The sequence below is a fragment of the Segetibacter aerophilus genome (genome assembly GCF_007991655.1).
GTDB lineage: Bacteria > Bacteroidota > Bacteroidia > Chitinophagales > Chitinophagaceae > Segetibacter > Segetibacter aerophilus.
Genome location: NZ_BJYT01000001.1, coordinates 1 through 15,414, shown reverse-complemented (window position 1 = coordinate 15,414; position 15,414 = coordinate 1). Strand labels below are relative to the sequence as shown.

General features: G+C 43.3%; 10 protein-coding genes. 7 read left to right on the top strand and 3 right to left on the bottom strand.

What is annotated here, in order from left to right; genetic code table 11:
* The first annotated feature begins 29 nt into the window (after positions 1 to 29).
* From SAE01_RS00045 to SAE01_RS00020, 7 genes are all read left to right on the top strand, one after another.
* Complete coding sequence (locus SAE01_RS00045) at positions 30 to 209, top strand: hypothetical protein (protein ID WP_147201487.1); 180 nt, start codon at positions 30 to 32, stop codon at positions 207 to 209.
* Positions 210 to 332: 123 nt separating this feature from the next.
* Positions 333 to 629 carry a DUF4468 domain-containing protein gene (locus SAE01_RS00040; protein ID WP_147201486.1) on the top strand — a complete coding sequence of 99 codons (297 nt, stop codon included), beginning with the start codon at positions 333 to 335 and terminating at the stop codon, positions 627 to 629.
* Positions 630 to 743: 114 nt separating this feature from the next.
* Positions 744 to 902 (top strand): hypothetical protein, encoded by a 159-nt coding sequence (locus tag SAE01_RS24335; RefSeq protein WP_170234037.1) that lies wholly within the window; start codon positions 744 to 746, stop codon positions 900 to 902.
* Between the two features lie 93 nt (positions 903 to 995).
* Positions 996 to 1,445 carry a hypothetical protein gene (locus SAE01_RS00035; protein ID WP_147201485.1) on the top strand — a complete coding sequence of 150 codons (450 nt, stop codon included), beginning with the start codon at positions 996 to 998 and terminating at the stop codon, positions 1,443 to 1,445.
* A gap of 152 nt (positions 1,446 to 1,597) precedes the next feature.
* Positions 1,598 to 2,743, top strand: coding sequence for an MFS transporter (locus tag SAE01_RS00030; protein WP_147201484.1), 1,146 nt, complete (start codon positions 1,598 to 1,600; stop codon positions 2,741 to 2,743).
* Between the two features lie 160 nt (positions 2,744 to 2,903).
* Positions 2,904 to 3,845, top strand: a complete 942-nt coding sequence (locus SAE01_RS00025) for a hypothetical protein (RefSeq protein ID WP_147201483.1) — start codon at positions 2,904 to 2,906, stop codon at positions 3,843 to 3,845.
* 65 nt (positions 3,846 to 3,910) lie between these two features.
* The gene (locus SAE01_RS00020) at positions 3,911 to 5,218 is read left to right on the top strand and encodes a bifunctional folylpolyglutamate synthase/dihydrofolate synthase (protein WP_246113119.1); all 1,308 of its coding nucleotides are present in this window, start codon (positions 3,911 to 3,913) and stop codon (positions 5,216 to 5,218) included.
* A 4-nt stretch (positions 5,219 to 5,222) separates the two neighbouring features.
* On the opposite strand, the gene SAE01_RS00015 is transcribed toward SAE01_RS00020, so the two are convergent.
* From SAE01_RS00015 to SAE01_RS00005, 3 genes are all read right to left on the bottom strand, one after another.
* The gene (locus SAE01_RS00015; RefSeq protein ID WP_147201482.1) at positions 5,223 to 6,011 is read right to left on the bottom strand and encodes an SDR family oxidoreductase; all 789 of its coding nucleotides are present in this window, start codon (positions 6,009 to 6,011) and stop codon (positions 5,223 to 5,225) included.
* A gap of 2 nt (positions 6,012 to 6,013) precedes the next feature.
* A complete protein-coding gene (locus SAE01_RS00010) occupies positions 6,014 to 6,337 on the bottom strand; it encodes a cupin domain-containing protein (protein WP_147201481.1) in 324 nt (107 codons plus the stop codon).
* Positions 6,338 to 6,551: 214 nt separating this feature from the next.
* Entirely contained in the window at positions 6,552 to 15,392 is an 8,841-nt protein-coding gene (locus tag SAE01_RS00005; protein WP_218029039.1) for an Ig-like domain-containing protein, read from the bottom strand.
* Positions 15,393 to 15,414: the final 22 nt, after the last annotated feature.

Here is a 15,414-nt window from a genome sequence, read left to right as displayed (position 1 = left end):
AATAACGTGTTTTCAAGGTAAAACCGGGGATGACCGAAAGGCAATCGGTAAAAAAAGTTGAAGCAAATACTACTCTTGAAGAGTGTGACACAACGATGCTGAAGGAAGTTCCGATGCTGGCTATCAAACTTTTCATTCACCGGTATAAAATAAAAGCCCCATTTGTGGTGGAGCAGTTATCATTGAAACTGGGGGAAAAAGATTTATGAACTTCTCAAAGAACCGAACTTAAGCGGAAGGATTATCGAAAAATAATAATTAAATTTTAGGATTACAAGCGTACTTTCCCTCATGTTAATAATTTTTTCCAGGCTTTTTATAACCTCAAATTCTTGGATTTAAAACTGTTGCCAATATTGCCAATTAAGAAAATGGTGCTTTTTTGTTGCGTAGTACTCCTCGCACTTACCTCTTCAGCACAACGCGATTTGATCATGTGGCCGATGGATCTCAACACGAATAAAATAAGTTTTAGTGAATCCGTCTACCGCCCGGGAAGTGAAGCAGGCACTTTCTATAAAAAGGCAAAAGGATTTGTTGAAAACAATTTCAAAGGTGAAAAGGATACCGTGATAACGAATGATAAAACAAATACTATTACGTACAAAGGAGCCTTTTTTTACCCATAAAAGAACTGGGAGACCGTGGCAAGGGATACGTCATTTTTACCTTATCTATCTGGTGCCACAAGAACGCTTATAAATACAACCTTACCGATCTTGAACATGTTGCTCTAAATGCTGATGGGCGTTGTTGGAGGTCCGTTGGAAAATGAGAAGACAGTTTCCGGAGGTATCTTATTTCCCCGGCAATACTGGGATGAGCAAAAAGCAAAGTGTTATTACAAAATTCAAACAATGATAGAAAAGTTGAAATTGGCAATGGCAGAAGGCGAACTGTAGTCTTCCTTTGTAAATGCCAACCTCCCAAATACCTCGCTTTAAACGTACTCTTCTCTGGCATTGTATTTTAGCAACTACTCAAAACAAATTGCGATGAAACTAGCATCAGCTATTGGAGGAGGATTTGCAGGAGCGCTTACGCTTACTTTACTCCATGAAACAATAAGAAGATTTAATGCAAATGCACCAAGAATGGACCGGTTGGGAATGGAAGCAATTGGCAAGTCACTCGAGGCTGTAGATGTACCGGTGCTGGAAGAAGACAACCTGTTTAAAATAACGATGGCAGGTGACATTTTCAGTAACTCACTGTATTACAGCGCTGCATCTATTGGTGATGAAAAAAAGGTTATCCTGCGGGGAACATTGCTCGGATTGGCAGCAGGGTTTGGAGCAGTTTATCTACCGAAACCTTTGGGACTAAGTGAAGCGCCAAGCAACCGAACATCAGAAACAAAATTGATGACAGTTGGATTATACCTCGTTGGTGGTCTTGTTGCTTCTTTCGCAAGTAAATTGATCGAAAGCATCGATAAAAAATAAGCCCGTTACTTTGCATCTTTCTGACACTAATTTTTACAATGGTCTAACGTTGCCTGCCTGATCGTTCTTACATTAATTGAAACTAGAGGTGTTTTAGTTCTTTGACTGCAGGACTAAACCTTTATACAAAATCGAATGCTTGCAACAGACCAATGACTTCAATAACTTCTAACAGAACACACAGGATTGCTGTTTCAGCATTCTTTTTTTTATTTGGATTTGTGTTTGCCAGTTGGGCATCGCGTATTCCTGCTATTCAATTTAAACTTGGGTTATCAGAAACAGAGCTGGGCCTTGTACTATTTTCTCTCCCCGTCGGGCTACTGGTATCGCTTCCTATTTCGGGGTGGTTAGTTGCAAAAAAGGGAAGTAAAACCGTTGCTTGTATTGCTGCTGTTATTTACGGTCTTGGATTGGTCACGTTAGGACTGGCGTCAACAAAATTTCAGTTGATGGCAGCGTTGTTTGCTTTTGGGCTTGCGGGAAATATGGGAAACATTTCGTTCAATACACAGGCAGTGAACGTGGAGGCTTTGTATAAGAGAACAATCATGGCCTCTTTTCATGGTGTATGGAGTCTCGCCGGTTTTTCAGGCGCTGCCCTTGGAACTTTTATGACGGGTTTGGGTGTAGTTCCTACCTATCATTTCCTGGTCGTAAACGCTATTGCCATTGCTATTTTTTTTGCCGCCTCCAGATTTCTGGTCACGAATGATTTAAAGGCAAAAGAGAATGCACCACTGTTTGTGATGCCTAACAAATCGTTTCTTACACTTGGACTGATTGCATTTTGCTCTATGCTTTGCGAAGGAGCAATGTTTGACTGGAGCGGAATCTATTTCAAAAAGGTTGTTATGGCTAAGCCCTCTTTGGTCGGCGCGGGCTACACGGCTTTCATGTGTACAATGGCGATTAGTCGTTTCGTAGCTGACTATTTCACCTCGCGTTTCGGATTTAAACGTGTAGTGCAGGTAAGTGGATTAATCATTATGTCGGGATTACTAATAGCAGTTATCTTTCCCACTTTCTACCCATCCGTAGCTGGATTTTTATTGGTTGGTGTAGGGGTATCTTCTATAGTTCCGTTGGTGTATAGTGCTGCGGGAAAATCTAAAATACTTTCTCCCGGTATAGCCCTGGCCTCCGTTTCGACCATCAGCTTTTTTGGCTTTCTTATCGGGCCACCTTTAATTGGAGTCTTAGCAGGGATTTCAAGCTTACGTTTGTCTTTTGCAGTAATAGCCTTTATGGGCCTTTGCGTTTCTATCCTGGCAACGATGACAAAAGAGAACTACTAACTTTTTCAAACTATTGAATCGACTGCTGCAAAGGCTAAGTGACAACAAGTTTTAACCCCTATTCTTAACCTTTTTTTATCGGCTCGTTGTGCATTCAGGCCTGCTTATAAGAGTAATTTTCAACATTAAAAAAACCTGGTAGCACGATAATTATATTTGTATGTCTAACTACAACTTCATGGCGCCGGCATTTGACAGGGAAAAAAATATTAAAGCAGCTACTTACACTACAGTTGTTTGTGTTTTGCTCTTTATCATTTTCTTTTTTGTGAAGTGGACTTTACCACAAATTGCTCCACCCGTAATGGAAGAAGGAATTGAAGTAAACCTGGGAAACAGCGATGAAGGGTTAGGTGATGTTGCTCCGCAAATACCTGGTGAACCTGCAGCAGCTAAGGAAGAGGCTTACTCTCCTCCTGCAAAATCTACTGCTCCTCCGCCTGTTGCACAAGAAGAAAATATCCAGGGTGATGAAAATGAAACTGATGAAGCACCGGTAGTAAACAAAGATCCGAAACCGGTAATCAGGAAAACTATTCCGACACCGGTACCTGCAAGGCCAAGAGAAACTGAAAGGCCCGTCGCTAATACAACTCCTGTAAAGCCTCGTCTCAATACACAACCTGTTACCAACCCTACTCCTGCACCTCCCCAACCAAAAGCAATTTATAAAGGCGGTACCAGCAATGGCGCTGGAGGAAACGGAGCGGACACTTATAATGGGGTAAGAAACCAGGGAATTGCCGGTGGCCGCGGCGACCAGGGAAGTCCTAATGGCAATCCGAATTCTGATAGTTACAAAGGCAACGCAGCCAGTGGCAACAGTGGCGTACAAATTCGTAGTGGATTGAGCGGCCGACGGTTTACACGCTATCCATCTTTTGAAGACGATTTTAATGAAAACGCAAAAGTCGCGGTTGACATCCGGGTTGACAAGGGTGGAAATGTAGTTTCAGCAATAGTCAACCCGCGCGGTACCACCACGACCAATGGAAATATCAGGTCAATTGCTACACGCAAGGCGCTGCAATTAAAGTTAAACGCAGGTGATGAAGATGACCAGTCAGGTACTATTTTATTTGATTTTAAATTAAAAGGATAGCCGCTTTTATTTATTCTTGCAATTAAATCTTTCATACCCGTAGCTTTGACAGCTACGGTTTTTTTATGCTTAACTATCAACAAACCATTGACTACCTGTTCCATCGCCTGCCTATGTTTAGCCGTATAGGAGCTGCTGCTTTTAAAGGCGATCTCACCAATACAGTTCGCCTTTGTGAAGCTGTAGGAAACCCGCAAAAAAGCTTTAAGAGTATACATATAGCCGGCACTAATGGCAAAGGATCTACTAGTCATATGCTTGCTGCTATCATGCAGACTGCAGGTTATAAGACCGGTTTGTATACTTCGCCTCATTTAAAAGACTTCAGGGAAAGAATTAAGGTAAATGGAGAAATGGTTGAAGAATCATTTGTAATAGAATTTACAGAGCAGATAAAACCTGTTATTGAAGAAATTGAACCTTCTTTTTTTGAAATCACAGTAGCTATGGCTTTTGCCTGGTTTGCGCTACAAAAGGTTGACATTGCAGTGATAGAAGTTGGATTAGGAGGAAGACTTGATAGCACGAACATCATTACTCCTGAGCTGGCTATTATTACTAATATTGGGTACGACCACATGAACTTGTTGGGAGATACACTTCAAAAAATTGCAGGAGAAAAAGCAGGCATCATTAAACGCGGCATACCTGTAGTGATTGGCGAAACTTTACCCGAAACGAAACCTGTTTTTGAGTCCAGAGCTATGGAACAAAATGCACCTCTTTACCTTGCAACGGAAAAAAGGTGGGTGGCGGACTGGCAACAAAAAGGACATGAGCTAGAAGTAAGTATTGCAGATAAACACACAGACGAACGCAAACAATACATGCTCGAGCTGACAGGCTTATACCAGGTAAAAAATCTACTTACTGTTTTAGAAGTTGTTCATCTCCTTGCGAAGACCGGATGGAAAATAAATGAAAAACATCTTCAACATGCACTAAAAAATGTCAGGAAACTAACGGGGCTTCATGGAAGATGGGAGGTAATACACGAACATCCTTATACCGTTTTGGATGTAGCTCACAACGAAGACGGGGTTGAACAGTTAACGGGTCAATTGGAGCATTGTAATTTTCAAAAACTGCATATTGTAATAGGCATGGTGAAGGACAAAGAAATTACTACTGTACTTTCCTTATTACCTAAGTACGCGCAATACTATTTTACCAAGGCACAAATACCAAGAGCGTTACCCGAAGAGGAGCTTGCTCAAAACGCAGCGGGCTTTGGTTTGTCAGGCCATGCTTTTCCAACAGTGATGAAAGCCCTTCAGCAAGCAATTGATGATGCCCATAAAGATGACATGATACTTGTATGCGGAAGTGTGTTCGTTGTGGGTGAAGTTGAAGCAGAACAGTTGAAGTGGTAAGGGGTTATAGACATCCCGTCCTTCCACCATCAACCGGCAGATTTATTCCATTGATATAAGCAGCTGCAGGAGAACAAAGAAAAGCAACCGCAGCGCCAAATTCTGCAGGCTCTCCTACCCTTTTAGTTGGTATGGATGCGATCGTTCTTTCAAGAATATCATTCTTCGTTACCCCCTGATCCGAGGCCTGTTTCGAAAACAAATAATTCAACCTATCGGTATTCGTGTAACCTGGCAAAACATTGTTGACTGTAATACCAAACCCAGCAATTTCATTTGCTAACGTTTTTGCCCAGTTAGCCACTGCGGCTCTTACAAGATTCGATATTCCCAAGCCGTTTATGGGCTGCTTCACCGAGGTGGATACGATGTTTACTATTCGACCAAAACCTTCTTTTACCATCCCCGGAACTACCAGTTGAGCCAGCACATGACTGCTAATTACATGTGTACGAAAAGCCTTTTCCAATTCCTGCGGATCCGTATCGATCATAGCTGCGGAAGGTGGACCGCCTGCATTATTTACCAGTATATGTATTACGTTACCTTTTGACAAGAACGCAGATACAGTCTTCTTCACTTCCTCAGGCAGGGCAAGATCTAAGATCAGGAACTGGTGCCGTTGTCCTTTTGAAGTGTCCAATTGTTTAACTACGGCTCTTAACTTATCATCGCTTCGGCTTGCCACTATGACACTAACCCCCAAAGAAGCCAGTTCAACGGCACATGCTAGTCCGAGTCCCTGGGAGGCACCACAAACCAGCGCAGTTTTATTCATCAAATTAAGGTTCATGTCTAAAATTTATAGTCTTCTCTTTCAGGTAAAAAAACATCCAGCAACTCGCAAGGTGTAATGGCCCTTCCACCATGCCGAACGTTTGGAGGAATTACGGCAACTTTTCCTGGTTCCAGTAATTGAGTTTCACCATTAACAGTCAATTCAAAAATTCCTTTTAAAACATTCGCTACCTGTTCATGCATGTGGGCATGATAGGGAATGACTGCCCCCTCATCTACTGACCAATACATATAAGTCATCGTACCGGTGTGAACAGCCCGACCTCTATAGCCTGGTATGATTTCCTTCTCGTTTAAATCCTGAATATCTATAAAAGGCATAGACGATAAAAATTTGGTGATTTGTCAATAGGTCGAACAAAACAGTTGCAAATCTACAGAAAGAATATGCATAAAATATGAAATATCAACGGAGGTTTGAAGGTTTATCATCACGATTTAGAATGTGACCTAAATAAAAAAGCTACCGTGACGGTAGCTTTTTAAGGAACGACATTTACTGTAAGTCGAGGCTTGTTACTCCTAAAAGAAGGGCTTATTGCTTGATTAATTTTTCGAAGTAAACTGCCTTCTTTATTGCAATCACTACCATGTATAAACCTGAAGGCATTTTGCTTGTTTCAGAAATTCTTATCGTGTTATCTCCTTTCACCAATTCTGCATTTCTCTCCATCACCAGTTTTCCAGCTCCATCCAATATTGAAATGTCTGCATGCTGGTTTTCTGTAGAAGAAATTGTAATAGAAAAACCGCTTACTACAGGATTTGGATAAACCTTAATTGTGATTGCCTCCTTCTGAGTCTTTTTAAATGAGATGATCTTAGAGTAACTCTTCTGACCATTCTTCGTTATCTCCTGAACGCGGTAATACACCACGTCAGTGCTATACGAGCTTATATCATCGTCGTAAGAGTAGGTCGAAGAAGGCGTATACTTTGGTAAGAATTGGTCGATAGGACTGAAATTAACTCCGTCTCTGCTTCTTTCGAGAACGTAGTTTTTCACCTCTTCTTCATTCTCTACCTTCCACTTCAATTTTGAAACATTCTTTTCAAGTATACCAGAGAATTCAAGTATGGGTAATGGCAGAATGTAGCTTGCTCTCCAATCACGGTCGCCGGAAGGAAAAGAACGAATTAATTGAACCGCAGAACCACTTGGAGTAGGTCCGCTCCAGGTACCATTTGCACCCATCTGGCTATTTGTGACATTTTTAAACTTATTTGTTGCCGTAAGTGAATTGCTGTTTAGAAAATCAAATTGATCCAACATTCCATCTCCATCAGTATCCAAAGTATTTATATTGGATTGATCGATATTGAAGATTCTTGATGCTTCATTTATATCAGCGGCACCATCATTGTCAGTATCAAAGTCGATATAGTCCGGGTCACCGTCGTAGTCATGATCGTAAGGTGAAATACCGGCTCCACCATAACTATTGATGCTGATATCGTAGACATTGGCCAACCCATCGTTATCTGTATCCGCATCTGTTGGAAGAACATAACTTCCCGTCGGCTGACCTTCTATATTATCTGATATACCATCATCGTCACTATCGATGTCCATGAAGTTTGGCTGTCCGCGCAAATCTGTATTATTAAGGTTCAAAGCTGCAAGCGAGCTGACACTTGTTGCCCAGCCATTGGTTCTGGCGCCGGACACCATGCCGTTGCTTACGCCTACAGAGACAGGCATGCCCGCTTCTATCACATCGGTTATCCCATCTCCATCTGAATCCAGGTCATAAGGGTTAGGTAAACCAACTCCATCGGTATTTTTGTTCGGATAGTTCTGCGGTCTTCCATTACCCGCCAGATCTAAGCTCGTTTTTAATAACGCACCTACTGTTTCGTAATCGTCGCTGAGACCATTACCATTGGCATCAAAGAAGCCGTCTACTCTTCCATTATTATTAACATCGGGGGCAGACACTTCTACAATGTCCGGAATACCATCATTATCACTATCTAGGTCCAATCGATTTGAAACTCCATCTCCATCAACATCCCAATTACCTAAACCATTTCCGGAGCCGGCTGCTCCTGTACTACTAGCGTCCACATTTTGCGAAAGTCCGTCTCCATCGGTATCAGTGTAACTATCTATAACACCGTCGCCGTCTGCATCTGCGCCACCTGATTCAACAACGTCTGGTATGCCATCATTGTCACTATCACTATCGAGGTAGTCAGGCGTTCCATCGCCATCTGCATCCAGTATTGCAACAGCGCCTTTAGAATTAAGTACCCCATATTTAAAATCCTGGTAATTCAATACACCGTCGTCATCGTTATCGGCTGAAGGGTCGGTGGCGCCTGCAAGGCAACCAAACGAGGTGGCGCCGTTGCCACAAATTTCAACGACATCAGGTATACCATCGTTGTCGTCATCAATATCCTTGGTATCTTCAAGACCATCACGATCAAGATCGGCCAAAACCCTTATTGTAACAGATCCGGTAGCTGCCGAGGGCACACCAGCATCGTCAACGGTATAGTAAGGGATAATCACCCTTTTAGTTCCGTCAACGGGGTCAATAGCTACAGGCATAGTGGGTTGCCCTGTTACCGTAGCAGTAATCACCACTCCCGCGGCAGGAAATGTTGCAGCTGTATAAGTAACGCTGTTGATTGTAATTGAAGTGGTGTTATTTGGAAAGGCTGATAAACGAATGTTTTTGATGATTCCGGGTGTAGGGTCACTACCAATTCCCGTATTGACAAAAGCAGTTGCAGGAACAGTTAAACTAACTGTCTTACCTGGGTTTACGGCGGTGAAGGTTCCACTACCTGCACTCGGCGCTTGTTCTATACCAAAGTTGACACCCGTAATATTGAGGGTACCGGTATTTACTGATATGGAAGAAGTTGAAACACCTGTTTTATTTCCTGTACCTGCACTATTATTTGTTCCAAAAGCTTCACCTACGCTAACCCATCCTGCAGGTAAGTTAGCAGAAGCTGGTGCCGTAGCATATACTGCAACGTTGCTGGTAGAAATAACTAATTTATATTTTTCAAACACATCAGCAAGTGGAAAATTATAGGCTCCGGTAGAACCGTTTACCGTTGTTTTGAATGCCACTTTCCCTAACGTGTCAACGAGGTAAGCATATAGAGTCGCCCCAGCAGGAGAACCAAGCGACGTTCCATTAACCACATTATCTGTTACACCATTTACATCATGAAACACAGTACCATTTATAGTAAGACTCTTTTTAGCCACACCAAAATCGAATGGATTTAAACAACTTCCCCCGGTGATTGCCGAAAAATTGTGTTTTGTAATAGTGGTGGTATAATAATTTGGCGAAACCGAGGCACCTGAAATTGCAGTAATATAGCAGATCGGGTATTTCAAATAGGTGATTGAAACGTTGTCTATATAAACAGTATCAGCATCACCTACACCTGGATTGGTTAAAAACCGGATATAAGTATTAGAGGTAGCATAAGAGGTGATATCCTGGTTAAAGACGTTCACATATTTACTATCGCGCGTTCCATCTCCTAAAATAGTATAAACTGTTGCAAACACACTTCCGTCTTTAGAAGCCTGCACAATAATATTTTGCCCTGCTGTAAGCGTGGTAGAAGCTCTTCGATAAGAGAAGCTTAGGAATGCTGCTGAAGCTCCGCTGAGATTAACTACCCGTGTGGCAGAGGCACTTGGATTTTTTAATCTGATTGCATAACTATTGGTTATTCCATCCTTCACCATTTCAACGTTCGTGTTTGTGTAACCTTGACTTGGGCTAACGCAAAAGCCAATAGATGGATCTCCTTTATCTGTCCACGGCCCTGCCCACGCCATATTTCCGTCAGTACCGGTAGCACAAGAGGTTCCACCAACGCCATTATCAAAATCATCAGAAATTGTTCTTTCGGGATAAGTGATAAATTGATACGTACCCGAGTTGTCTACGACCACCGAGTCCGTGAGCTCGTTTACATCTATAGTTGCATTACAGTTTGCATCTGTGTACAGGTACACTTTTGTGCCGGGCACACCGATATTACCATCATTGTTTATCCCATCTTTACTCCTGTCAAGAAATACCATTCCCGAAATAATATTCTGATTGGCGGGTGTAGGACAAAATGCAACTTTAATAAAGACAGTTGCAACATCACATTTTATAGGTGAAGGAGTTGAGCATACATTGTATTCCAAGGTATCCATACCAACATAACCTGCTTCAGGAGTATACAGTAAGGTACCGTTACTATTTACTGTCACTGTTCCGTGCTTCGGTTGCAACAATCCAGTAGTAGTTACTGTAGTAGGATTGATGACTGCCAGGAAGGCTCCATCATTTTTCAAAACAGGAATTGTTACTGACTTATCAACAAGCGTATAGCCATAGTCATCATTGGCAAAAATGAGTTTAATGGCACAAAAAGGTTGAATGGTGGTACCTACATCCCAGCTTGGATTTGCAGTATTGGCGACAGACGGATCTTCACCATAGACTGCAGCGATTTTTGTTCCATCGCAAGTATAAACAGCCAAACCACTCTGGTCATTATCTGAGTCAAAAAGCTTTTTATAGTTTAAAGCATTCAAAGTATAAGCAACATCATATTTCAATCCGCAAGGACTGGTAAGCGTGCCATTTTGAATATCACCATTGTATCTCACATACACGGTGGTATTACTTGCAGGCGTTACCCAAAGCGGGTTATCATTTGTAGTTCCATCAGTTGATCCTGGTCCCCAGGCAATGGTGGCAAAGGTGGTAAGTCTTGCTTCAGCAATCAGGTTAAAGGCCCAATCAAAAGTAGATCCATCGTTTTGGCCTGCAGCACCAGTGTAGCCCGGGGTATAGGAGTCTATGATTTCAATTGCCGTGAACGCTTCCTTAGTGGGATTTGTAAATTTGTAAGCAGCCGTTGCAGATAAGCCAAGTGGGAATCGTTTAACCGTTTTTGCCGGTAGATTTATCACCCCGGTTGTATTATTTCCCCTCGTCCATGTTATATTGATTGGACGGCTAAGGCTATTGTATAACATTACAACAGCAGAGTCAGGCGATAATGTTGTTGGTACCGGGGTATAGTAAACATTCGAATACCAGGTTGCGGGATAAATCGGTACTTCCCTAGAAGAAAAGTTATCGATACCACCAAAATGAAGATCTACCCCTACAGGCTCTGTACTCACTAACGTAGCTCCTGACAATACATTTCCATTTACAAGCAGAGACTGGCCTTCGCTTAATGTATCAGTAACTTCAAATGTTCCGTCGTTATCCTTATCGATATTGATAACATTATTATTAGAAGCAGACCGTACAAACATAGCAGTATAAGCGAAATCCCTACTTGGAAAATTCTGTCCTGCGGGAATGGTGAAAGCCTGGCCGAAATCGGTTGTGGATGTTACGTTTGTTTTCATCGCCTGCACTCCTATCCTTGAAGGTTCGCCGCACACCTGTGTTACTGCAATCTGGCCAGAAGACTCGATCTTGTCTTTTCCATCATAAAAAATATTGGCAGGGTTACGAGGAAACGCAGGCATTGTATTATCGAAAACAATACTTCCGCCGGCAGGTATGATGTCATCAGAATATCCGGGGGCAATACCATTGTAAGGATTTCCGTCACCCCACACTTGCGTTGTATTTTGGATTGGATTCAAGATATCAGGTTCATACCCGTCCTCCCAATGATCCCACGTAACGATCATGCTTGGATACGGCATTTTAAGACTAATGATCGTACGGATATCATTACTTGGCAATGGCAAATACGCTGCAGCGCTGGAAGCTATCAAAGCTTTACGTACATCCTCTTCCGGATAAGTAATATAATACAGGTGACTCAGATTTGCTTCCGAGCAAGGATCGATGTACAAGGGATTTATAGTAACAACAACTTGTGCCGTGGCACACAGCGCTGTTGGTTTTGTGCTGTCGCAAATTTGGTAAGTGATTGTGTCGTTACCTGCATAAGACCCGTTAGGCACATAAACAAGCAAGCCTTTGGAAACAAACACGGTACCGTTGGCAGGTTCCCCTATAACACTGAGAGATGAGACATTGATATTATTGTTAGGATCGTAGTCATTTGCAAGTACATCAATTTGTAGTGGCGCACCACCTGCTCCTGTTGCAGAGTCATTTATTGCCACAGGAGGACAAGAAGAACATAATGAAAAGTTCATCGCCTGCACACTCGATACGGTGTTTTCAAAACCCTGTTTAGCGGTAGCGGCGAGGTTGATATTTCCAGAAGTCATTGGAGTAGTCCATGCATACTCATAGGTTTGAGAACAGCCGGAACTAGCTACCACAGTAGGGGTAATATTGGTGCCCGGAGGCGTAATGGCAAGTGTAAAGCTGGTAATATCATTCAAACCGAAAGGATCACTTACAGTAGTTCTTACATACACTGTATTTCCGCTTACCTCGCTGATGATAGGAGTACCACCGGGATTAGGAACTTTGTATACTGCCATACCGCTCGTTCCTATAAAGCTTGAAACAGGAAAATCAATTTTAGATGGAGCAGTTTTACTATCATACTCTACCTTAAAGCCTACACCTGCTTGTGTGGTAGTAAGAGTAAGTGATATTGCCTCCCCTGCAGCAATTGTTACGTCAGCAGGAAGATTACCAACAAATCTCAAAATACCGGTCGAGCTGGTATACGTAGGATTAGAAAGCTGGATAAGAGTCGTTCCGTTATAAGAAATATTTGCAGTAATGGTTGGATTCGTCGGCATCGTTCCATTAGCAATAACTACATAGTTAGTTACTGTTATTACGCCAGCCTTCACCGTTAAGGGACCGCATAAAGCAGGCGCCTGTGTAAAAGTTGTAGTTGTAATGGTTTTGGAAGGTTTAATGGAAATCCCTGCCGCAACCCATGTCTTTGTCGAGAAATTACCAGAGAGTCCAAATGTTGCATTTGCGCTTCCTGCCGCGCCAGGCTGTGTGGTTCCTGCACCGTTAATATTTGTCTGGGTTGTTGTCCAAATGTTTGTACCAGTGGTCGATGTTAAAGCACCGTTTGCTCCTGCTATCGCAAATACTAATTCGTTCGCAGCCGAAGGTATAGATAGTGAAGGATTACTTTGTGTGCCGGAGGTGGAAGCATAAGTACTAAATGGAGTAGTTTGATCTACGCCAGTGTAAGATGTAACGCCTACAACTACTCCACTAATTGCCGTTGGAGCCATGTTAACCACTACGTTTGCCGAGCCCGAGGCAGGGCTTAACAAACGGTAAATAGCAACTGTTTCCGTTCCGTCTGATTTTACTGTTCCTACGAGTGTTAACGGCACTCCTCCGTAGGTAATTGATTGAATGGCGGGGTTATTTGTGTTTGCGTATGAAACACCAACAAGCATTAAACGATCGGTACCTGTACCAATAGTATGGGGAACGGTTACAGAGGCACCACGTCCCGATGCGGTTGTCGTATTGTCTAAGACAACTACAGTATTAGCAGTTGACAAGGTAGTGGTCTGTACGGTAGTTAAGTCATTAGTATTTACCGGATCAACTCTGTCTAAAGCCTGGTTTGGATCAGACAAGTAAAGTGATGTAGTTACTTGTGTGGGGTTGATATTAACAATATGCGTTGCCAAAGAAGGACCGTTACATCCCGTTGCGGTTGCAGTGATATAGGTACTTCCGCTCCAGGTAGCATTAAAAGTTACCGCACCAGTAACCGAATTGATTGAATTTCCTGCCGAAATACTAGATGCGTCAAGAGTATAAGACATCCCCGTGCTGGTCGTGGCCGACGCCGAATAGGTTACTGTTCCGGCTGCAGCTGTTCGGGCAGAAGTTGCACCAAGCGCGAACGCAGGAGTACCTACCGTAGGTGTAATAGTAACTGTATGTGTTGCGCTAGAAGGGCCGTTACAACCAGTTGCCGTAGCAAAAATTTGTGAAGTGCCGTTGAAGTTTGCAGTAAAGGTAACCAGTCCGGTTGCAGCATCAATGGTGTTCCCAGCACCAATGCTGGCAGCATCGAGGCTATAAGTGATACCAGTAGAATTGGTTGCCGAGGCTGTAAAAGCAACAGAGCCTGACGCCTGGCAAATCGTTGATGCTGCTCCTTTTGCAAAAACAGGCGTTCCAACTGTGGGAGTAATGGTAATTGTGTGTACACTGGCTATAGGCCCGTTACATCCCGCAGCCCTGGCCGTTACCGTAGTCGTTCCTTTCCAGCTGGCTATAAAAACAACGGCACCAGTATTTACATTTATTGTATTGCCCGCAGTAGAACTTGCAGCATCAATAGTGTAAGTAATACCGGTAGTATTCGAAGCCGAAGCATTGTAAGTAACGGTTCCTGCTCCCTGGCAGCGTATCGAGGTAGGACCAGAAGCAAACACGGGCGAACCAACTGTAGGGGTAACGTTTTCTGAGTGAGTGGCAGTTGTTGGGCCATTACATCCGGTGGCTGTAGCTGTAATAACAGTAACACCTGTATAAGAAGCAACATACGTTACCACACCAGTTCCGGAATTGATAGTATTACCCGCGGCAAGGCTTGCATCGTCAATACTATAAGTAATCCCGGTATTTGTGGTGGCGGTTGCAACGTAAGTTACGCTTCCTGCCCCCTGGCATCTTGTTGAGTTTGCGCCCAAAGTAAAGGCAGGAGTTCCTACCGTGGCAGTTACGGTTACGGTATGCGTAGCAGTTATTGGTCCGTTACATCCTGCAGCGGATGCAGTTATAACTGAAGTTCCGCTCCAACCTGCTCTATATGTTACGTCGCCGGTGGCTGCGACAATAGTATTACCTGCGCCTCGGCTGGTTGCGTCTAATGTATAGGTAATACCCGTGGTATTGGTAGCTGATGCTGAATAATTGACTGTTGCTGCTCCCTGGCACCTGGTAGAAGAATTTCCTAAAACAAATACCGGTGTACCAACGGTTGGGGTGGTGGTAACTGTGTGAGTATTTGCTACTGGTCCGTTACAACCTGTTGCAGTTGCTGTAATTATTGATGATCCTGACCAGGTAGCTGCATAAGTGACGGCTCCTGTAGCTGTATTTATAGTATTTCCCCCTGTTATGCTGCCGGCATCGAGCGTGTAAGTGAGACCGGTGTTTGTGGTAGCAGTTGCCGTATAAGGCACTGTTGTAGCTCCCTGGCAACGAATTGAAGTTGCACCAAGCGCGAAGACTGGTGTACCGACCGTTGCCGTTACAGTAACGGTATGTATGGCAGTTTTAGGTCCATTACAACCGGCTGCACTTGCGGTAATTCTGGTCGTACCATTCCAGGTAGCACTATAACTTACTGTTCCCGTTGCGGGGTCAATGGTATTGCCAGCGGCAAGACTTGTCGGGTCTAGGCTATAAGTGATTCCGGTAGTTGTGGTAGCGGTAGCAGTATAAGTCACGTCACCAGGACCCTGGCACCTT

What these genes read in the sequence shown, in the direction of transcription:
- SAE01_RS00045 (WP_147201487.1), top strand. Translation starts at nt 30, where the DNA reads ATGACCGAAAGGCAATCGGTAAAAAAAGTTGAAGCAAATACTACTCTT.
- SAE01_RS24335 (WP_170234037.1), top strand. Translation starts at nt 744, where the DNA reads ATGGGCGTTGTTGGAGGTCCGTTGGAAAATGAGAAGACAGTTTCCGGA.
- SAE01_RS00035 (WP_147201485.1), top strand. Translation starts at nt 996, where the DNA reads ATGAAACTAGCATCAGCTATTGGAGGAGGATTTGCAGGAGCGCTTACG.
- SAE01_RS00030 (WP_147201484.1), top strand. Translation starts at nt 1,598, where the DNA reads ATGACTTCAATAACTTCTAACAGAACACACAGGATTGCTGTTTCAGCA.
- SAE01_RS00025 (WP_147201483.1), top strand. Translation starts at nt 2,904, where the DNA reads ATGTCTAACTACAACTTCATGGCGCCGGCATTTGACAGGGAAAAAAAT.
- SAE01_RS00020 (WP_246113119.1), top strand. Translation starts at nt 3,911, where the DNA reads ATGCTTAACTATCAACAAACCATTGACTACCTGTTCCATCGCCTGCCT.
- SAE01_RS00015 (WP_147201482.1), bottom strand. Translation starts at nt 6,011, where the DNA reads ATGAACCTTAATTTGATGAATAAAACTGCGCTGGTTTGTGGTGCCTCC.
- SAE01_RS00010 (WP_147201481.1), bottom strand. Translation starts at nt 6,337, where the DNA reads ATGCCTTTTATAGATATTCAGGATTTAAACGAGAAGGAAATCATACCA.